Source organism: Thauera butanivorans NBRC 103042, from assembly GCF_001591165.1.
GTDB classification, from domain to species: domain Bacteria; phylum Pseudomonadota; class Gammaproteobacteria; order Burkholderiales; family Rhodocyclaceae; genus Thauera; species Thauera butanivorans.
In genome coordinates, this window is sequence record NZ_BCUG01000010.1 from 16,840 (window position 1) to 39,162 (window position 22,323).

At 66.0% G+C, this 22,323-nt stretch carries 23 protein-coding genes; 8 read left to right on the forward strand and 15 right to left on the reverse strand.

Annotated elements, in window-relative coordinates:
• Positions 1 to 2: 2 nt before the first annotated feature.
• The 4 genes from secB to TBU01S_RS05240 all read right to left on the reverse strand — a co-directional run bounded on the left by secB (position 3) and on the right by TBU01S_RS05240 (position 1,576).
• Positions 3 to 464: a protein-export chaperone SecB gene (secB, locus tag TBU01S_RS05225; RefSeq protein WP_068635585.1), complete on the reverse strand. Its 462-nt coding sequence runs from the start codon at positions 462 to 464 to the stop codon at positions 3 to 5.
• A gap of 61 nt (positions 465 to 525) precedes the next feature.
• Positions 526 to 795 carry a glutaredoxin 3 gene (grxC, locus tag TBU01S_RS05230; RefSeq protein WP_174524507.1) on the reverse strand — a complete coding sequence of 90 codons (270 nt, stop codon included), beginning with the start codon at positions 793 to 795 and terminating at the stop codon, positions 526 to 528.
• Positions 796 to 797: 2 nt separating this feature from the next.
• Positions 798 to 1,214 carry a rhodanese-like domain-containing protein gene (locus tag TBU01S_RS05235; protein WP_068635586.1) on the reverse strand — a complete coding sequence of 139 codons (417 nt, stop codon included), beginning with the start codon at positions 1,212 to 1,214 and terminating at the stop codon, positions 798 to 800.
• Positions 1,215 to 1,246: 32 nt separating this feature from the next.
• On the reverse strand, positions 1,247 to 1,576 hold the full coding sequence (locus TBU01S_RS05240) for an ArsR/SmtB family transcription factor (protein ID WP_068635587.1): 330 nt from the start codon (positions 1,574 to 1,576) through the stop codon (positions 1,247 to 1,249).
• Between the two features lie 173 nt (positions 1,577 to 1,749).
• On the opposite strand from TBU01S_RS05240, the gene TBU01S_RS05245 reads away from it, so the two are divergent.
• The 3 genes from TBU01S_RS05245 (at position 1,750) to TBU01S_RS05255 (ending at position 5,414) form a co-directional block, all read left to right on the forward strand.
• Entirely contained in the window at positions 1,750 to 3,096 is a 1,347-nt protein-coding gene (locus TBU01S_RS05245; protein WP_068635588.1) for a murein hydrolase activator EnvC family protein, read from the forward strand.
• A 46-nt stretch (positions 3,097 to 3,142) separates the two neighbouring features.
• Entirely contained in the window at positions 3,143 to 4,531 is a 1,389-nt protein-coding gene (locus tag TBU01S_RS05250; RefSeq protein WP_068635589.1) for a S41 family peptidase, read from the forward strand.
• A 130-nt stretch (positions 4,532 to 4,661) separates the two neighbouring features.
• Positions 4,662 to 5,414, forward strand: coding sequence for a HesA/MoeB/ThiF family protein (locus TBU01S_RS05255; RefSeq protein WP_068635590.1), 753 nt, complete (start codon positions 4,662 to 4,664; stop codon positions 5,412 to 5,414).
• 92 nt (positions 5,415 to 5,506) lie between these two features.
• Here TBU01S_RS05255 and ribD read toward each other — a convergent pair whose 3' ends face one another.
• From ribD to TBU01S_RS05290, 7 genes are all read right to left on the reverse strand, one after another.
• Entirely contained in the window at positions 5,507 to 6,616 is a 1,110-nt protein-coding gene (gene ribD, locus TBU01S_RS05260) for a bifunctional diaminohydroxyphosphoribosylaminopyrimidine deaminase/5-amino-6-(5-phosphoribosylamino)uracil reductase RibD (RefSeq protein ID WP_068635591.1), read from the reverse strand.
• Positions 6,597 to 7,109, reverse strand: coding sequence for a transcriptional regulator NrdR (gene nrdR / locus TBU01S_RS05265; RefSeq protein ID WP_068635592.1), 513 nt, complete (start codon positions 7,107 to 7,109; stop codon positions 6,597 to 6,599). Before nrdR ends, ribD begins: the two co-directional genes overlap by 20 nt.
• Before the next feature lie 51 nt (positions 7,110 to 7,160).
• Positions 7,161 to 8,411 carry a serine hydroxymethyltransferase gene (glyA, locus tag TBU01S_RS05270; RefSeq protein ID WP_068635593.1) on the reverse strand — a complete coding sequence of 417 codons (1,251 nt, stop codon included), beginning with the start codon at positions 8,409 to 8,411 and terminating at the stop codon, positions 7,161 to 7,163.
• A 127-nt stretch (positions 8,412 to 8,538) separates the two neighbouring features.
• Positions 8,539 to 10,230, reverse strand: coding sequence for a TRAP transporter large permease (locus TBU01S_RS05275; RefSeq protein WP_068635594.1), 1,692 nt, complete (start codon positions 10,228 to 10,230; stop codon positions 8,539 to 8,541).
• Positions 10,227 to 10,799, reverse strand: a complete 573-nt coding sequence (locus TBU01S_RS05280; RefSeq protein WP_068635595.1) for a TRAP transporter small permease subunit — start codon at positions 10,797 to 10,799, stop codon at positions 10,227 to 10,229. The genes TBU01S_RS05275 and TBU01S_RS05280 overlap by 4 nt, the downstream gene beginning before the upstream one ends.
• A 129-nt stretch (positions 10,800 to 10,928) precedes the next feature.
• Positions 10,929 to 12,008 (reverse strand): TRAP transporter substrate-binding protein, encoded by a 1,080-nt coding sequence (locus tag TBU01S_RS05285; RefSeq protein WP_068635596.1) that lies wholly within the window; start codon positions 12,006 to 12,008, stop codon positions 10,929 to 10,931.
• A gap of 118 nt (positions 12,009 to 12,126) precedes the next feature.
• Positions 12,127 to 12,798: a histidine phosphatase family protein gene (locus TBU01S_RS05290; RefSeq protein ID WP_068635597.1), complete on the reverse strand. Its 672-nt coding sequence runs from the start codon at positions 12,796 to 12,798 to the stop codon at positions 12,127 to 12,129.
• A 142-nt stretch (positions 12,799 to 12,940) separates the two neighbouring features.
• Here TBU01S_RS05290 and TBU01S_RS05295 point away from each other — a divergent pair, with 142 nt between their 5' ends.
• Complete coding sequence (locus TBU01S_RS05295; RefSeq protein ID WP_169802952.1) at positions 12,941 to 13,549, forward strand: TRAP transporter small permease subunit; 609 nt, start codon at positions 12,941 to 12,943, stop codon at positions 13,547 to 13,549.
• Positions 13,546 to 15,186, forward strand: coding sequence for a TRAP transporter large permease (locus TBU01S_RS05300; RefSeq protein ID WP_068635598.1), 1,641 nt, complete (start codon positions 13,546 to 13,548; stop codon positions 15,184 to 15,186). The genes TBU01S_RS05295 and TBU01S_RS05300 overlap by 4 nt, the downstream gene beginning before the upstream one ends.
• A gap of 109 nt (positions 15,187 to 15,295) precedes the next feature.
• On the opposite strand, the gene TBU01S_RS05305 is transcribed toward TBU01S_RS05300, so the two are convergent.
• Entirely contained in the window at positions 15,296 to 16,420 is a 1,125-nt protein-coding gene (locus TBU01S_RS05305; protein ID WP_068635599.1) for a TRAP transporter substrate-binding protein, read from the reverse strand.
• Positions 16,421 to 16,473: 53 nt separating this feature from the next.
• Positions 16,474 to 17,820 carry a metalloprotease PmbA gene (gene pmbA, locus TBU01S_RS05310; RefSeq protein ID WP_068635600.1) on the reverse strand — a complete coding sequence of 449 codons (1,347 nt, stop codon included), beginning with the start codon at positions 17,818 to 17,820 and terminating at the stop codon, positions 16,474 to 16,476.
• Positions 17,821 to 17,882: 62 nt separating this feature from the next.
• Between pmbA and yjgA the strand changes: the two genes are divergently transcribed.
• The 3 genes from yjgA to TBU01S_RS05325 are packed head-to-tail and all read left to right on the forward strand — an operon-like array spanning position 17,883 to position 20,391.
• Complete coding sequence (gene yjgA, locus TBU01S_RS05315) at positions 17,883 to 18,500, forward strand: ribosome biogenesis factor YjgA (RefSeq protein WP_068635601.1); 618 nt, start codon at positions 17,883 to 17,885, stop codon at positions 18,498 to 18,500.
• Positions 18,501 to 18,559: 59 nt separating this feature from the next.
• Positions 18,560 to 19,150, forward strand: coding sequence for a molybdopterin adenylyltransferase (mog, locus tag TBU01S_RS05320; protein ID WP_068635602.1), 591 nt, complete (start codon positions 18,560 to 18,562; stop codon positions 19,148 to 19,150).
• Between the two features lie 59 nt (positions 19,151 to 19,209).
• The gene (locus TBU01S_RS05325) at positions 19,210 to 20,391 is read left to right on the forward strand and encodes a methyltransferase (protein ID WP_068635603.1); all 1,182 of its coding nucleotides are present in this window, start codon (positions 19,210 to 19,212) and stop codon (positions 20,389 to 20,391) included.
• Positions 20,392 to 20,466: 75 nt separating this feature from the next.
• Here the strand turns inward: TBU01S_RS05325 and TBU01S_RS05330 are convergent, their stop codons facing one another.
• Complete coding sequence (locus TBU01S_RS05330; RefSeq protein ID WP_157659095.1) at positions 20,467 to 21,285, reverse strand: THxN family PEP-CTERM protein; 819 nt, start codon at positions 21,283 to 21,285, stop codon at positions 20,467 to 20,469.
• Between the two features lie 357 nt (positions 21,286 to 21,642).
• Entirely contained in the window at positions 21,643 to 22,323 is a 681-nt protein-coding gene (gene msrQ / locus TBU01S_RS05335; RefSeq protein WP_068635605.1) for a protein-methionine-sulfoxide reductase heme-binding subunit MsrQ, read from the reverse strand.

The following is a 22,323-nucleotide window of genomic DNA, read 5'->3' on the forward strand; positions in this document are numbered from 1 at the left end:
CGTCACTGGATCGGCGTTTCGCCCTGCTGCACGGTGGCCTGCTGGCGCTGCGACTGGTACAGCGCCTCGAAGTTGACCGGCGACAGCAGCACGGGCTGGAAGCCGGCGCGGGTGACGGCGTCCGACACGGCTTCGCGGGCATAGGGGAACAGGATGTTGGGGCAGCCGATCATCATCACAGGTTCGAGGTCGGCTTCGGGCACGTTGCGGATCTGGAAGATGCCGGCCTGGGCCACTTCGACCAGGAACAGCGTGCGGTCTTCGCCGATGGTGGCGGAGACGGTGACGGTGAGGGCGATCTCGTAGACGCCGTCGTCGATGTTCTTGCCTTCGGTACGGAGCTGGACATTGACTTGCGGCGCCTCGCGTTCGAGGTAGATCTGCGGGGCACCCGGCACTTCGACCGACAGGTCCTTGACGTACAGTTTTTCGATCGAGAAGACGGGTTGGGCGTTTTCAGACATGGGATGGGTATCCGGTGAGTGAGGATTGGATTGCAGGAAAGAGGACCACGAAAAGGAAGGCTCAGGCAGGTTCGCCGCGCAGCATCGGTTCGAGCTTGCCGGCGCGGTCGAGCGCCATCAGGTCATCACAGCCGCCGACATGGTAGCCGTCAATGAAGATCTGCGGAACCGTGCGGCGCCCGGTTTCCTCGATCATGCGCCCGCGCTGGGCGGGGTCGAGATCGGTGCGGATCTTGTCGATTTCCGTCACGCCCCTGCTGCGCAGCAGCTGTTCGGCGCGGATGCAGTAGGGGCAGGTCGCCGTGGCATACATGCGGATCGCGGCGGGCATGCTCATTTCCTCTTGCGGCTGACCGGCTGGCCGGCCTTCTGCCATTCCATCATGCCGCCGCGCAGGTTATAGATCTTCTCGAAGCCGGCCTTGCGCAACTGCGTGGCGGCCGAGGTCGAGCGTGTGCCGGTGGCGCAGCACAGGATCAGCGGATGGTGCTTCCACTTGTCCAGTTCGCCGCTGCGGCGCTCGAGGTCGCCGGCGGGAATGTGGCGGGCGTTGGGAATGTGGCCCTGGGCGTATTCGCCCTGGTCGCGCACGTCGATGACGACGGCGTCTTCACGGTTGATCAGCATCGTGGCTTCGACGGGGGAAAGCTGGCCGTTGCCGCCCCGGCCGCGTGCCAGATCGACGAGCAGCCAGCTGCCGCTTGCGGCGGCCAGCGCCGCCCAATACCAGTTCTGTTGCAGGAATTCCACGAAAAACGGTGCTCCGGTAAGGGGAAGGGAAATCAGCCTTGCTCGTCATCGACGCCGCAGAACACTTCGCGCATCAGCGCGATGAGCTGCAGCGTGCGCGGATCGCCGACGCGGTAATAGACGCGGTTGGCATCCTTGCGCGTCTGCAGCACGTCCTTGTCGCGCAGGATGGCGAGATGCTGCGAGATGTTGCTCTGCGAAGTGCCCACCGCATCGACGATGTCCTGCACGCAGACCTCGCCGTCGCCGAGCACGCACAGAATCTTCAGGCGCAGCGGATGGGCGATTGCCTTGAGCGCGCGCGCGGCGGTTTCTATGTGCTCGTTCTTGTCGATGAGCGTGAAGATGTCGTCTTTGTTCACGATAGGGCCGACGGGGCAAAGCGCTAGTATAAAATAGGCGCCTCTGTCTTGCGCGCTCGGGAAGGTGGCGGGTCGCCGCAGGGCGCGGATCCGGTCTTCGTTCGTGCCCGCTGGCCTCGTTCGGCTTTCTTCCTGCAACCTCGCTCATTCCCTTGAATCGGAATTCTCGCTTCATGCGTATCGCTGGCCGTGGCTATCTGGCTGCTTTCGTCCTTGGCTGCATGCTGGCGTCGGCAGTGGCGCCGAATGCCGTCCGCGCGCAGGCCACGGGCGACATCGCCGACAAGCGCTCGGACCTCGACGACCTCAAGAAGCGCATCCGCGACCTGCAGCAGGAAATGTCGCGTACCGAGGCGAACCGTTCCGATGCGGCAAAGGCGCTGACCGAGTCGGAGCGCGAAGTGTCGCGCGCGCAGCGCCGGGTATTGCAACTGCAGCGCGAGCGCGCCGAGGCCGATGCGCGGCTGGCCGAACTGGAGCGGGAGCAGCAGCAGGCGGGCGCGCGCATCGATGCCCGCCGCGGAGAGCTGGCCGAGTGGCTGCGCCGGCACTACATGCATGGTGCGGCGGATGGCGTGGCGCCCTTGCTGTCGGCGCGCGATCCGAACCAGATCGCGCGCGATGCTTATTATCTCGAACAGCTCGGCCGTGCCCGTCTGGGCCTGATCGAGCGCATGCGCGCCGATCTGCGCGAGACCGAACTGCGCGCGCAGGAAATCGGCCGCCGGCGGGACCGCGTGGCCGAGCTCGAAGCCCGGCAGCACGAGCAGCGCAAGCAGCTCGAAGCCAGCCTGCTCCAGCGCAAGGCCGCGCTGGCCGAAATCTCGAAGCAGCTGCAGAGTCAGAAGCGCGAAGTGGCGACCTTGCGCGAGGACGAGCAGCGTCTGGCGAAGGTGATCGACACCCTGGTCAAGCGTGCCCGCGAAGCGGCCGCACGCGAGGCAGCAAGGAAGCTGGCGGAACAGCGCGCGACCGAGGCGCGTGCCGCCGCCGCGGCAGCCCAGGCGAAGGCGGCCGGGAATGCCGCGCCGCCGTCGGCTGCGGTCCGCCCGCCGGCGCGGCGCGCCGAGCCGGTCGTCGGTGAAGCGCGCAGCAGCGCAGGGGCGACGCCGACCGGCGTGCGCTTCGCCCAGCTTCGCGGCCAGTTGCGTTTTCCGGTGCGTGGCGAACTCGTCGGCCGCTTCGGCGCTCCAAGGGCGGAAGGCGGCACGACGTGGAAGGGCGTGTTCATCCGGGCGGGCACCGGAGCGGACGTCAAGGCGGTCGCAACGGGCGAAGTCGTGTATTCGGACTGGTTGCGCGGCTACGGCAATCTGATCATCATCGATCACGGCGGCGACTACCTCACCGTGTATGGCAACAACGACACCTTGCTGAAGGAAGTGGGCGATGCGGTGTCCGGCGGCGACGCGATCGCCAGCGTGGGCACCAGCGGAGGGGGCGGAGAATCGGGTTTATACTTCGAACTCCGCCATCAGGGCCGCCCGCTCGACCCGATGCAGTGGGTGCGACTCAACTAGATCAAACGGTGCGAAGGGCAGGAGCCGCTTCCCCGATGGAGTTCTCATGCGCAGCAAGCTGAAACAGCTCGGCCTCGTCATGACCGGCGTGTTCGCCGGCGTGGCGCTCAGTCTCAATTTTTCCGCCAATGCCGACCGCACGACCCAGATGCCGCTGCCGGTCGAGGAATTGCGCGCCTATGCCGACGTGTTCAATGCGATCAAGCAGGGCTACGTCGAGCCGGTCGAGGACAAGAAGCTGATCGTCGATTCGATCAGCGGCATGCTGTCGGGACTCGATCCGCATTCGGCCTACCTGGACAGCGAAGCCTTCAAGGAGCTCCAGGTCGGCACGCAGGGCGAGTTCGGCGGGCTGGGCATCGAGGTCGGCATGGAAGACGGCTTCGTCAAGGTGATTTCGCCGATCGAGGACACGCCGGCCTTCCGCGCCGGTGTCCAGGCCGGCGACCTGATCGTCAAGCTCGACGACACGCCGGTGAAGGGCATGAGCCTGAACGATGCGGTCAAGCGCATGCGCGGCAAGCCCAACACCGCCATCGAGCTGACGATCATGCGCAAGGGCGAATCGCGGCCGATCGTGCTCAAGCTGACGCGCGAGGTCATCAAGGTGCAGAGCGTCAAGTCCAAGCTCGTCGAGCCGGGCTACGGCTATCTGCGCGTCGCGCAGTTCCAGGAGAACACCGCGGCATCGGTGGTCCAGCACTTGAACAAGCTGAATGCCGAAGGGGCGCTGCGCGGCTTGGTGCTCGACCTGCGCAACGATCCGGGCGGCCTGCTGCATGGCGCGGTGGGCGTGTCCGCGGCCTTCCTGCCGCTGGGGGCGATGGTGGTGTCCACCGATGGCCGCACCGAGGACGCCAAGCGCGAATACCGCGCGATGCCGGAGGACTACCTGCGCGGCACGCGTGACGATTTCCTCGACCGCCTGCCCGCGGGGGCCAAGGATGTGCCGATGGTCGTACTGGTCAATGCCGGTTCGGCTTCGGCGTCCGAGATCGTCGCCGGCGCGCTGCAGGACCACAAGCGCGCCGTCGTGATGGGCACGCAGACTTTCGGCAAGGGTTCGGTGCAGACCATTCTGCCGCTCAACAACAGCACCGCGATCAAGCTGACCACGGCACGCTACTACACGCCGAACGGCCGCTCGATCCAGGCCAAGGGCATCGAACCCGACATCGTCGTCGAGGAAAGCGCCAACGGCTCGAACCGCCGGGTCCGCGAAGCCGATCTGCAGGGCCACCTGGGCAACGACAAGGATCCCGAGGCCGAGATCAGGGCGCGGGAGGCCGGGAAGGGAGACGGCGGCGCCGACGAGGCCGAGCCGGTGCGCTTCGAGCTTGCCGGCAAGGACGACCATCAGCTGCAGCAGGCGATCAACCTGCTCAAGGGCCTGCAGATCGTCCAGGGCAAGAAGGCGTCCGAGCCGAAGCCCTGACCGGGTACCCCTGAGCCGGGCGCCCCTGATTCCGGTGGGAATGTACCGGGTGCCCGCCTTCTCGGGCGGGCATCCGGTCGCCGCATAGACTGCGCGAATTCCCGCCCATTTCACGCATATTCTCCGCCGCATGAACGACGATCAGTTGCTGCGCTACAGCCGCCACATCCTGTTGCCCGAAATCGGCGTCGAGGGACAGGAGGCGCTGCTCGGCGCGAAAGTCCTCATCGTCGGTGCCGGCGGCCTCGGCTCCCCGGCAGCGATGTATCTCGCCGCGGCCGGCGTCGGTTCGCTGGTGATCGCCGACGACGACGACGTCGACCTCACCAACCTGCAGCGCCAGATCCTGCATTCGGCCGAGACGGTCGGCCGGCCCAAGGTCGAATCGGCGCGAATCAGCCTGCAGCGCCTCAACCCGCTCGCCAGGGTCGTGCCGCTGCAGGCGCGGCTCGATGGCGACGCGCTGGACGAGCAGGTGGCGGCGGCCGACGTCGTGCTGGATTGCTGCGACAATTTCGCCACCCGCCATGCGGTCAACCGCGCTTGCGTGAAACTGCGCAAGCCGCTGGTGTCCGGTGCCGCCATCCGCTTCGACGGGCAGGTGTCGGTATTCGACCTGCGGCGGCCCGAGGCGGCCTGCTATCACTGCCTGTTCCCGGAAGGCGAGGATATCGAAGAAGTACGTTGCGCGGTGATGGGGGTGTTCGCGCCGATCGTCGGCCTGATCGGTACGACACAGGCCGCCGAAGCGCTCAAGCTGATCATTGGCTGCGGCACGCCGCTGGTCGGGCGCCTGCTGCTGCTCGACGGCCTGGCGATGGAGTGGCGCAGCATCGGCTTCGGCCGTGATCCCGGCTGTGCCGTCTGCGGCGGCGCGGGTTGAACGGGCGTAGGATGGGTTGAAGGCGCGCAGCGCCGATACCCATCCTACGCGGGCCGGGGCCGCAGGCAGCACGGCGAGGCCGCGCGATGTGCTTATCGCTTCGCCGGCAGATCGGCCGCGAAGCGCGCGAGGATGCGGATGTCGCGGCCGACCTGGCGCAGGTCGCGGATGTCGAGCCGGGCGGTGTCTTCCAGCCTTGTCAGCGCGGCGAGATTGAACAGGCCGTGGGCGGCGTCGCCGGCCAGCATCGGCGCCAGATACAGCAGCAGCTCATCCACGCAGCCTTCACGCAGCAGCGAGCCATTGAGCTTGAAGCCGGCTTCGGCGTGGACTTCGTTGAGGCCGAGCATGCCGAGTTCGCTCATCAGCTGCGGCAGGTCGACCTTGCCGGCGGCGTTCGGCAGCACGATCAGCCGGTGCCCGGCGGCCGACAGGCTGGCGATGCGCGCGCTGTCCTCGCTGGCAGTGGCGATCAGGATTGGTTCGCCCTGCAGGATGCGGGCGCCGGGCGAGACGTCCAGCCGGGCATCGATCAGGATGCGCAGCGGCTGGCGTTCGCAGGCGACGTCGCGCACGCTGAGCTGCGGGTCGTCTTCCTTCACGGTGCCGATGCCGGTCAGCACCGCGCAGGCGCGCGCGCGCCAGGCGTGGCCGTCGCGACGGGCCTCGGGGCCGGTGATCCACTGGCTGATGCCGTTTTCCAATGCTGTCTTGCCGTCCAGCGTGGCTGCCGCCTTGAGCCGCAGCCACGGGCGGCCGCGGGTCATGCGCGAGACGAAGCCGAGGTTCAGTTCGCGCGCTTCCGCTTCCAGCAGGCCGTGTTCGGTGGCGATGCCGGCGGCGCGCAGGCGCGCCAGGCCGCGTCCGGCGACGAGCGGGTTGGGATCGTCCATGGCGACGACGACCCGGGCGACGCCGGCCTCGACCAGGGCATCGGCGCAGGGCGGCGTGCGGCCATGGTGCGAGCAGGGTTCGAGCGTGACGTAGACGGTGGCGCCGCGCGCGGCACCGCCCGCCTGCCGCAGCGCGTGGATTTCGGCATGAGGCTCGCCGGCGCGGTGATGCCAGCCTTCGCCGACGATGGCACCGTCGCGCATCAGCACGCAACCTACGCGTGGATTGGGCGAAGTCGTGTTCAGGCCGTGGGCGGCAAGCTGGAGCGCGCGCGCCATGGCGGCATGATCAGCCGCCGAAAAGGTCATGGCCGGATTCCTGTTCGGGCTTGGCAGGCTTGCTGCGGCGGGAGCGGGGCTGCACTTCGCGGATCAGCTCGGAGAACTCATCCACGTCGGCGAAGTTGCGATAGACCGAAGCGAAGCGGATGTAGGCGACCTTGTCGAGCTTCTTCAGCTCCTTCATCACCAGTTCGCCGATCTTCTCGCTCGGCACTTCCTGCTCGCCCAGCGACAGCAGGCGGGCTTCGATGCGGTCCACTGCGGCGTCGACGGCATCGATGGTGACGGGGCGCTTGCGCAGCGCCAGCTTCATGCTGCCGGCCAGCTTGTCGTGGTCGAACTCGGTGCGGCTGCCGTTGCGCTTGACGATGTGCGGCATCTTGAGATCGATGCGCTCGTAAGTGGTGAAGCGCTTGTCGCATTTCGGACAGCGGCGGCGGCGCCTGACGACGTCGCCATCCTCGTTCTCGCGCGTGTCGGTGACCTGGGTGTTGGGGTCAGCGCAGAAAGGGCATTTCATGGCCGGAAGGCGCTGCGGGGCGGGCGTGGTCGGCTCGCCCCGCGTTCGGGCTTACTTGCCGTACACCGGGAACCTGGCGCACAGCGCGGCGACCTTGTCGCGCGTGCGGCCGATCACCGTCTGGTCGTGCGGGGCATCCAGCACGTCGGCGATCAGGTGGGCGACCTGTTCGGCCTCGATCTCGGTGAAGCCGCGGGTCGTCATCGCCGGCGAGCCGATGCGGATGCCGGAGGTGACGAAGGGCTTCTCGGGGTCGTTCGGGATCGAGTTCTTGTTGACCGTGATGTGGGCGCTGCCCAGCACTGCCTCGGCTTCCTTGCCGGTGATCTTCTTGTTGCGCAGATCGACCAGGAAGACGTGGCTTTCGGTACGCCCGGAGACGATGCGCAGGCCGCGTTCCTCGCCCAGCACGCGGGCCATCACGCGGGCGTTGGCGATCACCTGCTCCTGATAGTTGCGGAAGGCCGGTGTGGCGGCTTCCTTGAAGGCGACCGCCTTGGCGGCAATGACGTGTTCCAGCGGGCCACCCTGCAGGCCGGGGAAGATCGCCGAGTTCAGCGCCTTCTCGTGCTCGGCCTTCATCAGGATGATGCCGCCGCGCGGGCCGCGCAGGGTCTTGTGCGTGGTCGAGGTGACGACGTCGGCGTGCGGCACCGGGTTGGGATAGAAGCCGGCGGCGATCAGGCCGGCGTAGTGGGCCATGTCCACCCAGAAGATGGCACCGACTTCCTTGGCGATTTTGGCGAAGCGCTCGAAGTCGATGCGCAGCGAATAGGCCGAGGCGCCGGCGATGATGATGCGCGGCTTGGTCTCGCGCGCCAGCGCTTCCATCTTGCCGTAGTCGATCTCTTCCTTGTCGTTCAGGCCGTAGGCGACGACGTTGAACCATTTGCCCGACATGTTCAGCGACATGCCGTGGGTGAGGTGGCCGCCTTCGGCCAGACTCATGCCCATGATCGTGTCGCCAGGCTTGGCGAAAGCCATCAGCACCGCCTGGTTGGCCTGCGAGCCGGAGTTCGGCTGCACGTTGGCGGCTTCGGCGCCGAACAGCGCTTTCAGGCGGTCGATGGCCAACTGCTCAACCACGTCGACATGCTCGCAGCCGCCGTAGTAGCGCTTGCCGGGGTAACCCTCGGCGTACTTGTTGGTGAGCTGGGAGCCCTGGGCTTCCATCACCGCCCGGGAAACGTAGTTTTCCGAAGCGATCAGTTCGATGTGGTCTTCCTGACGCTTGTTTTCGGCCTGGATGGCGGCCCACAGCTCGGGATCGACTTTGGCGAGAGTGTCTTGCGAAGAGAACATGGACGGAACCGGTAAAAGGAGTGGCGTTAAAAGCGGATGTTACCACGCGCCTGTTGGCACGCGTCCCGCTGCAGCGCACGGGCTGCCGGCCGGGGCATGCGGATATGCCTGCCCCGGCCGGCGGCCTTCACCACCCGCTGCTGCCGCTGTCTTCGTCGCTGCCCCAGCTGCCGCCGCTGCCGTCGTTGACGTTGATCTCGATGGTGTCGAGATCCACCGCGACCGCCTTGTTGAACACGCTCGTGACCAGGCCGGGGAACAGGATCAGCGCCACGACCATGATGAGCTGCATCAGCACGAAGGGGATCGCGCCGCGGTAGATGTCCATGGTCTTCACGCCGGCGATCCGCTTGCTGGTGATGCGGTCGACGAAGTCCTTGGCCGGCGCCACGCTGCGCAGGTAGAACAGTGCGAAGCCGAACGGCGGCGTCAGGAAGGAGGTTTGCAGGTTCATCGCCACCAGTACGCCGAACCAGACGAGGTCGATCCCCATCTTGTCCGCCACCGGCGCCAGCAGCGGAATCAGGATGAAGGCGATCTCGAAGAAGTCGATGAAGAAGCCGAGGACGAAGATCACCGTGTTGACGAAGAGCAGGAAGCCGATCTCGCCGCCGGGCAGCCTGTCGAACAGGTGCTCGACCCAGATCTGGCCGTCGACTGCGGTGAAGGTGAAGCTGAAGATCGTCGAGCCGATCAGGATGAAGAGCACGAAGCAGGACAGGCGCGAGGTCGACTCCAGCGCGTGCTTCAGCAACGGCATGTCGAGCTTGCCGCGCATCAGCGCCATCACGATGCCGCCGACGGCACCCATCGCGCCGCCTTCGGTCGGTGTCGCGACGCCCAGGAAGATCGTGCCGAGCACGAGGAAGATCAGGGCCAGCGGCGGAATCAGCACGAAGGTCACGCGTTCGGTGATGCGCGACAGCAGACCCAGTCCGAGCAACCGGTTGATCTGGGCGGCGATGAAGGCGAGCGCCGAGCCTGCGGTCAGGGCGACGACGATGGTCTCGTCCAGTGCCGGGTCGATTTCCTCGCCCTTGAACGCGCTGAGGATCTCGCCGTAGTACATGCCGAAGGCCACCGCGACGATGGTGACGAGCAGGCCGAAGATGGCGAGCGAGCGCATGCCGCTCGAACCGTCGGCTTCACGGTAGCTGCGCGCTTCCGGCGGCAGGGCCGGTACGAGCTTGGGCTTGAAGATCGCCAGCGCGATGATGAAAAGCGCGTAGAGGCCGATCAGCGTGAAGGCCGGGATGAAGGCGCCCTTGTACAGGTCGCCGACCGAGCGGCCGAGCTGGTCGGCGATGACGATCAGCACCAGCGAGGGCGGCACGATCTGTGCCAGCGTGCCCGAGGCGACGATCGCACCGCTGGCGACAGCCGGGCTGTAGCCGTAGCGCAGCATGATGGGCAGCGAGATCAGGCCCATCGAGATCACCGAGGCCGCCACCACGCCGGTGGTCGCCGCCAGCAGCGCGCCGACGAAGATCACGGCAAGCGCGAGGCCGCCGCGGATCGGGCCGAACAGCTGGCCGATGGTGTCGAGCAGGTCCTCGGCCATGCCGCTGCGTTCGAGGATCAGGCCCATCAGCGTGAAGAAGGGGATGGCCAGCAGGGTGTCGTTCTGGATGATGCCGAACACGCGCAGCGGCAGCGCCTGGAACAAACTCGGCGGCAACAGGCCCGCTTCCATGCCGAGGAAGCCGAACAGCAGGCCGCAGGCGGCAAGCGAGAAGGCGACCGGAAAGCCGGTGAGCAGGAACAGCATCAGCGAGCCGAACATCAGCTCGGGTGCGTGGGCGGAGAAGAATTCGATCATTTTTGTGCCTCTTCGCCGTGGATGTCATCCTGTCCGTCGTGGGCGCCCTGCAGCAGCGGGTTGGGCCCCTTGCCCTGCAGGAAGGCAAGGCGTTTGATCAGTTCCGAGATCGCCTGCAGGCCGAGCAGCAGGAAGCCGGCCGGCACCAGCGCATAGACCGGCCAGCGGATCAGGCCGCCGGCGTTGGACGACACTTCGCCCGAGACATAGGCTGCCATCACGACCGGCCAGGCGAAATCGATCATGAACCAGCACATCGGCAGCAGGAAGACGAGGATGCCGACGATGTCGATGTACATGCGCGTGCGCATCGACAGCCTGCTCGCCAGCACGTCGATGCGCACGTGGGCGTTCTGCAGGAAGGTGTAGCCCGCGCCGAGCAGGAACACGGCGCCGAACAGGTACCACTGGATTTCGAGAAAGGCATTCGAGCCGATGTTGAAGGCCTTGCGGGCGATTGCATTGGCGGCGCTGATGATCGTCGCGGCGAGGATCAGCCATATCACGAATTTGCCGAATAGCCGGTTCACCGCATCGATGACGCCGGACAGGCGAAGGAGGATTTCCATGGCGTGTGTGGAACCTGTGGAGCACGAAAAAGCCCCGCAGGGCGGAGGGTGCGCCCGGCGGGAAGCTGAGGATGCCGCGTGATCCCCGGTTTGCCGGAGACGCGGCGAGCGTCTCCGGCAGCGCAGGAATTACAGTTTCTGTGCGGCCATGTACTGCGAGTAGTTGCTCTCCGCGACGGCCTCCCACTGGACCTGGTCGGCGAGGAAGCGGCTGTAGTCGGGGTAGATCTTCTGCCAGTTGGGGTTCTTTTCGAGATCGGCGTAGACTTCGCGCGAGGCCTTGAACGCGGCGTCCATGAAATCCTTCGGGAAGCGCGACAGCTTGGCGCCTTCGGCGACCAACTGCTTCAGTGCACCGGGGTTGCGGGCGTCGTAGCGGGCCTGGCAGTTCAGGTGGGCGGCACGCGAGGCCTGTTCGATGATGGCCTTGTACTCGGCCGACAGGCCGTTCCACTGCTTGTCGTTGATGTAGAGCGAGAACTGCGTGCTGCCTTCCCACCATGCCGGGTAATAGTAGTTCTTGGCGACCTTGTGCAGGCCCAGGCGCAGGTCGTCGTAGGGGCCAATCCATTCGGCCGCGTCGATGGTGCCTTTCTCCAGCGCCTGGTAGATTTCGCCGGCCGGAATGTTCTGCGGCACCACGCCGAGCTTGGCCAGCACGCGGCCGCCGAAGCCGCCGACGCGGAACTTCAGGCCGTCGAAATCCTTGACCGACTTGATCTCCTTGCGGTACCAGCCGCCCATCTGCGCCCCCGAGTTGCCCATCGGGAAGTTGACGATGTTGAACTGGGCGTAGAACTCGCGCAGCAGCTTGGTGCCGTTGCCCTCGAACATCCACGCGGTCATGGCGCGCGAACTCATGCCGAACGGGATGCAGCAGTCGAGCGCGAAGGTCTCGTCCTTGCCGAAGAAGTAGTACGGCGCGGTATGTGCGCAGTCGATCGTGCCTTGTTGGACCGCATCGACGACGCCGAAGGCGGGAACGAGTTCGCCACCCGGGTGGACCGAGATCACGAACTTGCCGCCGGTGGCGTCCGAGACGTACTTGGCGAAGGCTTCGCTGGCGCCATAGACGGTTTCGAGCGATTTGGGGAAGCTCGATGCCAGCCGCCAGCGGATCTGCTGCTGGGCATGGACGATGGCCGGTGCCGTACCGGCGGCCAGAATGCCGGCCATGCCGGCGCCTTGCAGGAATTTGCGGCGTTCCATGTGCGTCTCCTCTGTTGAATATCGAAAATTTGTATCTGATTATAGGTGCAATTATTCAACGTCCGGAAACCACGGAAAACCCTAATATTTCACGGAATCGCTGATTTTGCTGCGCTCGTCATATGTTCGGCAGTTCGTCCAGCGCACCGCCGCCAAGGTGGCCTTCGTCGGCCCAGGCAAGGAGGCGCCAGCGTTCGCCGGTGCGCTCGATCCAGTTCAGTGCGGCATTGGGGATGGGAAAGTTGCGTGCTGCCTCCAGCGGCGCGCTGCTCGCAAGCCGGTGGGCGATGTCCAGCACGCCGCCGTGGGTGACCACCAGCACGGCCTGGCCGGCGTGGCGCCCGGTGATGTCTTCAAGCGCTGCATGGACGCGCGAGGCGAAGCCGATCAGGCTTTCACCGTGTCCCGGAAAGCCGAAATCGGGCTCCCGCGCCTTGAAGCGCCGATAGAGCTCGGGGTGCCGATGCTCGGCTTCGTCATAGGTCAGGCCCTGGAACAGGCCGTAGTGGCGTTCGCGCAGGCGTTCGTCGTGGACCACCTCCAAGGTCTGCTGACGGGCGATGGCTGCAGCGGTTTGGCGCGTGCGCATCAGGTCGCTGCAGTACAGTGCGGCGAAACCGTGTCCGAGCGCCTGCAGCCGCTGCGCCGTGGCCGCGGCCTGGGCCAGCCCGGTTTCATTGAGCGGAATGTCGAGATGCCCCTGCAGGCGGCGTTCGGTGTTCCAGGCCGTTTCGCCATGGCGGACGAGGCAAAGGCGGCATGTTTCCGGCGGTATCGATGAGTTTTCCATATAAGACGTTTTGATGAGGGTGTAGGCGCGAGAAATGGAGGCTGTGAAATAATGCCGGGCTTTCGATGGGCTTGCTTGCGCGCATGTGCGCAGGCGCGGCGGTTCGTTCATCGTGTCGCCGCGCGTTTCTGGAGTTTTCCCCGTGTCCTTATTGCTGCGAATTGCCCGCTTGATCGACTGGATCAACGAACGGGTCGGGCGTAGCGTGATGTGGCTGGTGCTGATCGCCGTGGTGATCAGCGCAGGCAACGCGCTTGCCCGCAAACTGTTCAACACGAGTTCGAACGCACTGCTGGAAATCCAGTGGTACCTGTTCGCCGCAATCTTCATGCTGGCGGCAGGTTACACCTTCCTGCGCAACGAGCACGTGCGTATCGACATCCTCACCAGCCGGCTGTCGCCGCGAGGACAGAACATCGTCGACGTGATCGGCATCCTGTTCTTCATGCTGCCGATGGCGGTGCTGATTCTGTGGCTGTCGCTGCCGATCGTGATGACCTCGATCCAGTCGGGCGAGATGTCGCAGAACTACGGCGGCCTGATCCGCTGGCCGGTCAAGCTGCTGCTGCCTCTGGGCCTGGGCCTGCTGGTGCTGCAGGCCCTCTCCGAACTGATCAAGCGCATCGCTTTCCTGACTGGGCACGGACCGAATCCGCTGGTGAAGAAATCCGCCGGTGCAGGAACGGAGGAACTGGTCGCTGCGATCAAGGCGAACAGTGTCAAGATCGATGAGCAGGGGCGCGCGAAATGACCGAGTTCATCATCGCCAACATGGCGCCGCTGATGTTCGCGTCCATGATCCTGTTCCTGCTGTTCGGTTTCCCGGTGGCGTTCGCGCTCGCGGCCAACGGCATCCTGTTCGGCCTCATCGGCATCGAGCTCGGCCTGCTGCATGGTGCGCTGTTCCAGGCGCTGCCCGAGCGGGTGTTCGGCATCATGGCCAACGACACCTTGCTGGCCGTGCCCTTCTTCACCTTCATGGGCCTGATCCTCGAACGCAGCGGCATGGCCGAGGATCTGCTCGACACCATCGGCCAACTGTTCGGTCCGATCCGCGGCGGCCTCGCCTTCGCGGTGATCTTCGTCGGCGCGCTGCTGGCGGCGACCACCGGCGTGGTGGCGGCTTCGGTGATCTCGATGGGCCTGATCTCGCTGCCCATCATGCTGCGCTACGGCTACGACCATCGCTTGGCGAGCGGCGTGATTGCCGCCTCGGGCACGCTGGCGCAGATCATCCCGCCCTCGCTGGTGCTGATCGTCATGGCCGACCAGCTCGGCCGTTCGGTCGGTGACATGTACCAGGGCGCGCTGGTGCCGGGGCTGATGCTCACCGGCATGTATGCGGCCTACGTCGCCGTCGTGGCGATCGTCCGCCCCTCTCATGCGCCGGCGATGCCGCTCGAGGCGCGCACCTTGCGCGAGGATGACGGCTCGAGCGGCTTGCGTTCGCTCGCCGTTCTGACGGCCTTGTCGGCGGGTTGCGCGTGGTTGTTTGCCGGCTGGTTCTATGGCGAAGGCGCGCCGCGCGACGAAGTGGTCGTGGTGTCGGCGATGGTGTCGATCGGCATCGCCTTCGTCGTCGCGATGATCAACCGCCTGTTCGGCCTCGGCCTGCTGTCGCGCATGGCCGAGCGCGTGACCTTCGTGCTGATTCCGCCGCTGGGCCTGGTCTTCCTGGTGCTCGGCACGATCTTCATCGGCGTTGCGACGCCGACCGAAGGCGGTGCGATGGGCGCGGTCGGTGCGCTGCTGATGGCGGTGTCGCGCAGGCGCCTGTCGATGACGCTGCTGAAGCAGGCGATGGATTCGACGACCAAGCTGTCGTGCTTCGTGATCTTCATCCTGATCGGTTCGAGCGTGTTCGGTCTGACCTTCCGCGGCGTCAATGGCGACCTGTGGGTCGAGCATCTGATGACTTCGCTGCCCGGCGGCGAAATCGGTTTCCTGATCGCGGTGAATGTACTGGTGTTCCTGCTTGCCTTCTTCCTCGACTATTTCGAACTGGCCTTCATCATCGTGCCGCTGCTCGCGCCGGTGGCGGACAAGCTGGGCATCGACCTGATCTGGTTCGGCGTGCTGCTCGCGGTCAACATGCAGACCTCCTTCCTGCATCCGCCCTTCGGCTTCGCGCTGTTCTTCCTGCGCTCGGTGGCATCGGAGAAGGTGAAGTCGTCCTCGATCTACTGGGGTGCCGTGCCTTTTGTGATCATCCAGCTCTGCATGGTCGGCCTGATCATCGCCTTCCCCGGCCTGGTGTCCTATGGCGACGGCAGTCCGAAAGCGGGAGAGCAGCAGGAACTGAAGCTCGACGAGCTGCTGGGCGGCGGCGGGGCTTCGCCGGCGGACGATGCCGGTTCCGACCTGCTGCGCCAGTTGCAGGGCAACTGACGACGGGAGCGGATGGATCCGCACAAACGAAATGGCCCGCGCTTCGATGCGCGGGCCATTTCATTGCTCTCGTTCCGCCCGGCTCGAGGCCGGGCCCGAGCTCTTTCGCTCAGCGGATCGACTGCATGAAGCGGTCGTAGCTGCCTTCCGCGACGCTGAACCAGGCGTTCTGGGACTTGCGGTATTTTTCGAACTCGGCATAGATCTTGGCCCAGGCCGGATTCTTCGCGGCCTCCTCGGCGTACAGTTCCTGCGACACTTCGTAGCCGCGCTTCATGATCTCGTTCGAGAAAGTCTGCAGCTTCACGCCCTGCGACAGCAGGCGGGCCAGCGCCTGCGGGTTCTTGTGGTCGTAGCTTGCCGTCATCAGGATGTGGGCCTCGCGCGAAGCGGTGCGGAACGCGGCCTGGTATTCCTTCGGCAGCTTGTCCCACTCGGTCTTGTTCACATAGAAGTGAACTACCGGGCCCGGCTCCCACCAGCCCGGCGCGTAGTAGTTGGGCGCGACCTTGTGGAAGCCCAGCTTCTCGTCGTCATAGGGCGCGACCCATTCGGCGGCATCGATCGTGCCCTTTTCCAGCGCGGGGTAGACGTCGGGGCCGGCGAGCTGCTGCGGGATGGCGCCCATGCGCGCGAGGACTTCACCGGCGATGCCGGCGATGCGGATCTTCAGGCCCTTGATGTCTTCGAGCGAGTTGATCTGCTTGCGGTACCAGCCGCCCATCTGCACGCCGGTGTTGCCGCCGAGGAAGGAATAGATGTTGTAGTTGCTGTAGAACTCGTCCAGTAGTTCCTGGCCGCCGCCGGCGATGATCCAGGCGTCCATCTGGCGTGCGTTCAGGCCGAAGGGCACGGCGGTGCCGAAGGCGAAGGTCTTGTCCTTGCCGACGTAGTAGTACGAGCAGGTGTGGCACATCTCGACCGTGCCCTGCTGCACGGCGTCGAGCGCCTGCAGGCCGGGGACGATTTCGCCGGCCGGGAAGATGCGGATGTCGAACTTGCCGTCGGTGATTTCGCGCAGGCGGTTGGCGAGCATTTCGGCGCTGCCGAACAAGGTGTCGACGCTCTTCGGAAAGCTCGAGGTCATGCGCCACTGGATCGACGGTAGGCCGGTCTGAACGGCCGGTGCGGCGGGGGCTGCTTGTTGTTCGGACTTGCCGCAGGCCGCGAGGCCGAGGGCGGCGCCAGCCGCAGCGCCGGCGCCGGCCTTTTTCAGAAATGAACGACGTTCCACTTGAACTCCTTCAGGGCAGGGGTTGAAGAATCTGTGTATACGGCGGGCCTGCGTCAGCGGCCCGCCACCTTCATGCGCTCGATCAGGACCGAGCCGCAGTGCTTGGCGCCGCGCGGCAGCGCGTCGTTGCCGATGGCGACGATGTTGCGGAACATGTCGCGCAGGTTGCCCGCGATGGTGACTTCTTCCACCGCGTGCTTGATCCTGCCTTTCTCCACCCAGAAGCCCGCCGCGCCGCGCGAGTAGTCGCCGGTGACGTAGTTCACGCCATGGCCGAGCAGTTCGGTGACCAGCAGGCCGCGATCCATCTGCCGGATCAGGCCGGCCAGATCCTGCTCGCCTGGCCTGACGACCAGGTTGTGCGAGCCGCCGGCGTTGCCGGTGGTCTGCATGCCGAGCTTGCGAGCGGAATAGGTGGACAGGAAATAGCCGTTCAGCACGCCGTCGGTGACGACTTCGCGGTCGCGGGTGGCGACGCCGTCGCTGTCGAAGGGGCTGGAGCCGAAGGCTTTCTTCAGGTGCGGCCGTTCCGAGATGCCGACCACGGGCGAGAATACCTGCTGGCCCAGGCTGTCGAGCAGGAAGCTCGCCTTGCGGTAGAGCGCACCGCCGCTGACCGCCTGCACGAAGCTGCCGATCAGGCCGACCGCCAGCGGCGCCTCGAACAGCACCGGCACTTCGCAGGTACGCACCTGCTTGCCGCCCAGGCGCGCCAGCGCGCGTTCGCCGGCGATGCGGCCGATGTCCTCCGCGCTCATCAGCTCGGCCGGATCGCGCCGCGAGTCGTACCAGTATTCGCGCTGCATGCCGTCGCCCTCGCCGGCGATCACCGAGCACGACAGGCCGTGGCGGGTGCTGGCGTAGCCGCCGATGAAGCCGTGGCTGTTGGCCGAGACGAAATGCGATTGCTGGATCGAGGTGCTGGCGCCTTCGGAGTTGCTGATCTTCGGGCCGACCGCGAACGCAGCCTCCTCGCAGCGGCGGGCCAGTGCGATCGCCTCGTCGACGCCGATCGCCCAAGGGTGGAACAGATCCAGCTCGGGCATGTCCTTCTCGCGCGCCATCAGCGCGGCGTCGGCCAGGCCGGCGCAGGGGTCGGGCGCGGTGAAGCGGGCGATCGACAGCGCGGCATCGACCGTGGCCTTCAGCGCTTTCTTCGAGAAATCCGAAGTGCTCGCATAGCCGCGCTGCTGGCCGATATAGACGGTGACGCCGACACCCTTGTCGCGGTTGTACTCGATCGTCTCGACTTCCGCCTTGCGCACCCCCACGGACTGGCCGAAGCCCTCCGACACGTCGGTCTCGCAGGCGCTGGCGCCGCGCTTCTTCGCGTACTTGAGGATGTCGGTGGCGATTTCGCGCAGATGCGCCTGGGAGAAGGAGAAGCCTTGGTCGGACATGGGCGGGCTGCTGTCGGGCAAAGGCTATAATCTTAACCCGTCCAAGCCCCGAGCCACCCGCAATGCGTTCAGATTCGCGCCCTTCCGGCCATCCCGGCCACGATGAAGACGATTTCGTCGAGCCGCCCAGCAAGAGCAGCCTCAAGCGCGAGATGCACGCCTTGCAGGGCCTCGGCGAGCAGCTCGTCGCACTGTCGCCCGAGCGCCTCAAGAAGGTGCCGCTGCCCGACGTGCTGTACGAAGCCGTGCGTGCCGCGCAGGGTTTCAAGATGGAAGCCCGCCGCCGCCAGATGCAATACATCGGCAAACTGATGCGCAAGATCGACCCGGCGCCGATCCAGGCTCAGCTCGACATCTTCAACGGCAACTCGGCCGCCGAAGTGGCGAAGATGCACCGTCTCGAACGCCTGCGCGAGCGCCTGCTGGAAGACGACCAGGCCATCGGCGCCATCGCCGAGAGCTGGCCCGACGCCGACTTGCAATACCTGCGCACGCTGCGCCGCAACGCGCTGAAGGAACGTGAGGCCGGCAAGCCGCCCAAGGCCTTCCGCGAAATCTTCCGCGTGCTGCGCGAATTGCAGGAGGCACAGGACGAGGCGGCCGAAGCCGGCCGCGCCGAAGCTGCGCATGACGGCGAAAACGAGGGCGGCCGGGATGACGGTGACGATGTACGCGCCTGATGCGCGAAGCGTGCTCCGCACCCCCGCATCCGGCTTCCACGCATAGCGAGACGATTCCCATGAGCGAACCCCTCCGCGTCGGCCTGGTGTCGATCAGCGACCGCGCTTCCGACGGTACTTATGAAGACCTGGGCATTCCTGCGCTGCAGGACTGGCTGGGCAGGGCGCTGGCTTCGCCCTGGAGCGCCGAAACGCGGCTGATTCCCGACGAACGGCCGCTGATCGAACGCACGCTGGCCGAACTCGCCGACCACGCCGGCTGCAGCCTGGTGCTGACCACCGGCGGCACCGGTCCCTCGCCGCGCGACGTCACGCCCGAAGCCACGCTGGCCGTCGGCGACAAGGAAATGCCCGGCTTCGGCGAGGAAATGCGCCGCATCAGCCTCAACTTCGTGCCCACCGCCATCCTGTCACGCCAGGTCGCGGTGATCCGCGGCCGCTGCCTGATCATCAACCTGCCGGGCCAGCCCAAGTCGATCCGCGAAACCCTCGAAGGCGTGCGCGATACCGACGGCGCGGTGCGCCACGTCGGCATCTTCGCCGCCGTGCCTTATTGCATCGACCTCATCGGCGGCCCTTACGTCGAAACCGACGAGTCGGTAATCAAGGTATTCCGGCCGAAGAACGCCATCCGGCCGAAAGTGGTCTGAAGCGGGTTCCGGGGGAAACGATCGGTGCGAATCGAGGCGGGCAGAGTGAGCCGGACGGGATGAGCGAACAAGGATTGCTGCTGCACTGGACCGAGGGCGAGCGGCCGCACAGCGCACACTGGCGCTCGGAAAACGGCCAACCGCCGCCGAAGCGGGTGGTGGTGGCCGACGACAGCCTGAGCGCCGACACCGCCTGGCGCCTGGCCTGCGAAGGCACGGCGCTGCTGTGGCGGGGCGACTATCACAACGCCCGCCAGTTGTTGCAGGCCATGGCCCGCCGCGCCGACCGGCCGCGCAAGGGCGCGGCGCCGAAGGGCGGCAAGGGCAAGGCCGTCGAACGGCGCTCGGCGGCGGAAGCCTTCCACCTGCACCGCATGGCGCAGGCGCAGCGCGCGCGGACGCTGGGCATGCTGCTGATTCCGGTCGAGGCTGGTGGATGCATCGCGCTGCGCCGCGCCCCCGACGTTTGCGACGCGCTGGCCGAAGCTTTCGGCGACGAGCACGCCGCCTTGCTGGAAGCCCCTTTCGTGCTGTCGCTGCGCGAACTGCTCGGCCTGATCGGCGCGCACGAATGGCGGCGCAAGGGCGTCATGGTGCCGGCGCTGGGCGAGCGCATCCATCCCTGGTACGGCGTGTTCTCGCCGATCCGCGGCGAGTACCTCGACCTCGTCGCCCGCGTGCCCTTGCCGGCGAAGACGCTCGCCTTCGACATCGGCACCGGCACCGGCGTCATCGCCGCGCTGCTGGCGCGCCGCGGCGTACAGCGCGTGGTGGCGACCGACCTGTCGCCGCGCGCGCACGGCTGCGCGCGCGGCAATCTCGCCCGGCTGGGCTTGTCCGCGCAGGTCGAGGTGGCCGAAGCCGACCTCTTCCCCGCCGGCCGTGCGCCGCTGGTGGTGTGCAACCCGCCCTGGGTGCCGGCCAAGCCCACTTCCGCCGTCGAGCACGCCGTCTACGACCCCGGCAGCCGCATGCTGCGCGGTTTCCTGCAAGGCCTTGCGGCGCATCTGGAGCCGGGTGGCGAGGGCTGGCTGATCCTGTCCGACCTCGCCGAACACCTCGGCCTGCGCAGCCGTGCCGAATTGCTCGGCTGGATCGGCGATGCCGGCCTGCAGGTGCTCGGCCGCGAAGACATCCGCCCGCAGCACGCCAAGGCCATGGATGCGGACGATCCGCTGCACGCGGCGCGGGCGGCGGAGGTGACTTCGTTGTGGAGACTCGGCCCAAAGCGGCACGGCTAAAAAAGGCAGGCCAGTTGCCTGGCCTGCCTTCGGTACTGAGAGTGAGCGATTCGGGCTAGAACGCTGGCTCGCAGTTCAAACCCGACGCCGACGCCCTGCAAGTGCGCCCGCGGCAAGGCCGAGACCCAGCAGCGCGAGCACTCCGGGCTCGGGAACCTGCTGGATGAAACGCTCGGTGGAGATCGTGAAGCCGAACGCCAGTTGGTTCGATTCGCCTTCGATCGTGGTAAAGCCAAGGCAGCCGTTTCCTGCTCCCGCTGCGGCACATGCGGCATTCGAGAGCGTCTGCAGGACGCCGCCGGCGATCGGGAAAATGTTGATGAAGTACTCGTTATCGTCGTACGTCAGCGTTTGGTTGAGGAACCCTCCCTGCTGCACGAATATGTCGTTGCAGGGGTTTCCGGGAGGGCTGGCTGCGGCACAGGTCCCCGCGGTGTTTGGCGTCTCGGTGAACAGGATCTGGTAGGCGAGGGGGGGCAGTGCGCCCGGGCCCCCGAGGGCTGCATCCGCAGGAGCTGCTGCGGCGAGGTTGAGTGTCGCGGTCAGAACTGCACTGGTCAGGCTGGTGCCCGTGATGGGACGGTTGTTGTGCGTGAGTGTGACGCCAGCTGCGGTGCTGCCGGGCTGCGGGCTGTCGCCGCTGATCTGGGTGATCACCGTTCCGTCAGCTGCGGGATCGGTGATCACCAGCGACGATGGGCCGGAGCTGCCCGAGCCCCACGAGAGGGTTTTCTGGTCGCCGGAGATGTTAACACCGGAGGGCTGATAATCGGACCAGACAGCGGTCAGGGTATAGGTCCAGTCAGTAACCACTGGTGCTGCCTGCACTGTCGCAGCGCTTGCCAGACCTACCAGTAATGCCGTGACCGCCTTCAGGGATGGGCGTGATTTCATAGCGGGTCTCCTCGTGGATGGTAAGACGCGGTGTGTGCGTCTCGTGTGAAAAATCATCCGGTAATGGAGAAAAAGCAATACTCGGGCCATGAATTCAAAAAAACGAAAAATTCTTCAAATTCATATAGGTAAGAAATGGCCCCGGCGCGGCGAAGTTTGCTGCGTAAAGAAACTGTAAAAAAAATCGACGCACTTCATCGGCTCCCCCTGGAACTTCATCTCGGGACAATGTTGCTTCCATGGGCATGCGCCGCCGAGCCAGAGCCGGTTGCTGGTTTTGTCGTTGAGCTTGCGATGGAGACTGGTGTACCGGGGGGGGGGGATTCGGCGTCTGGTGGCCGCCTGCCCGTCCGTCTACTACTTCTGCACGATCCGGATCACCGGCCTTTCCAGGTGCTTCGCCGGTGGCGGCACCGACAGCTGGCGCCGGCGTTCCTGTTCGCGCCACCAGGCGCGCAGGCCGAGCAGGGCGGCGAGGATCAGCGCGTAGATGAAGGGCTTGAGCAGATCGGCCTTCACCAGCCACCAGAAATGCGCCACGGCGAGGATGGCGATGGCGTAGATCGAGCGGTGCAGCGACTGCCAGCGCCGGCCGCCCAGGCGGCGGATGGCGGCATTGCTGGAGGTGGCGGCGAGCGGGATCAGCAGCACGAAGGCGGCGAAGCCGACGGTGATGAAGGGGCGGTCGAGGATGTCGCGGGCGATCGCCTGCCAGTCGAAGAACTGGTCCAGCCAGACATAGGTGGTGAAGTGCGCGGCGGCGTAGGCGAAGGCGAACAGCCCGAGCATGCGCCGCAGCCGAATCAGCCAGTGCAGCCCGGTGTAGCGCCGCAGCGGGCTGACCGCGAGCGTGATCAGCAGCAGGCGCAGCGTCCATTCGCCGCTTGCACGGGTGATGGTTTCGATGGGGTTGGCGCCGAGAGTGTCGTTCTGCCAGCCCAGTGCGAGTTGCGCGGCAGGAACCAGACAGGCCAGGAAGACGGTGGCCTTGACCAGGGCGATCTGCGTGCCCGAGGGCGCGCGCAGGAAATTCGGCAT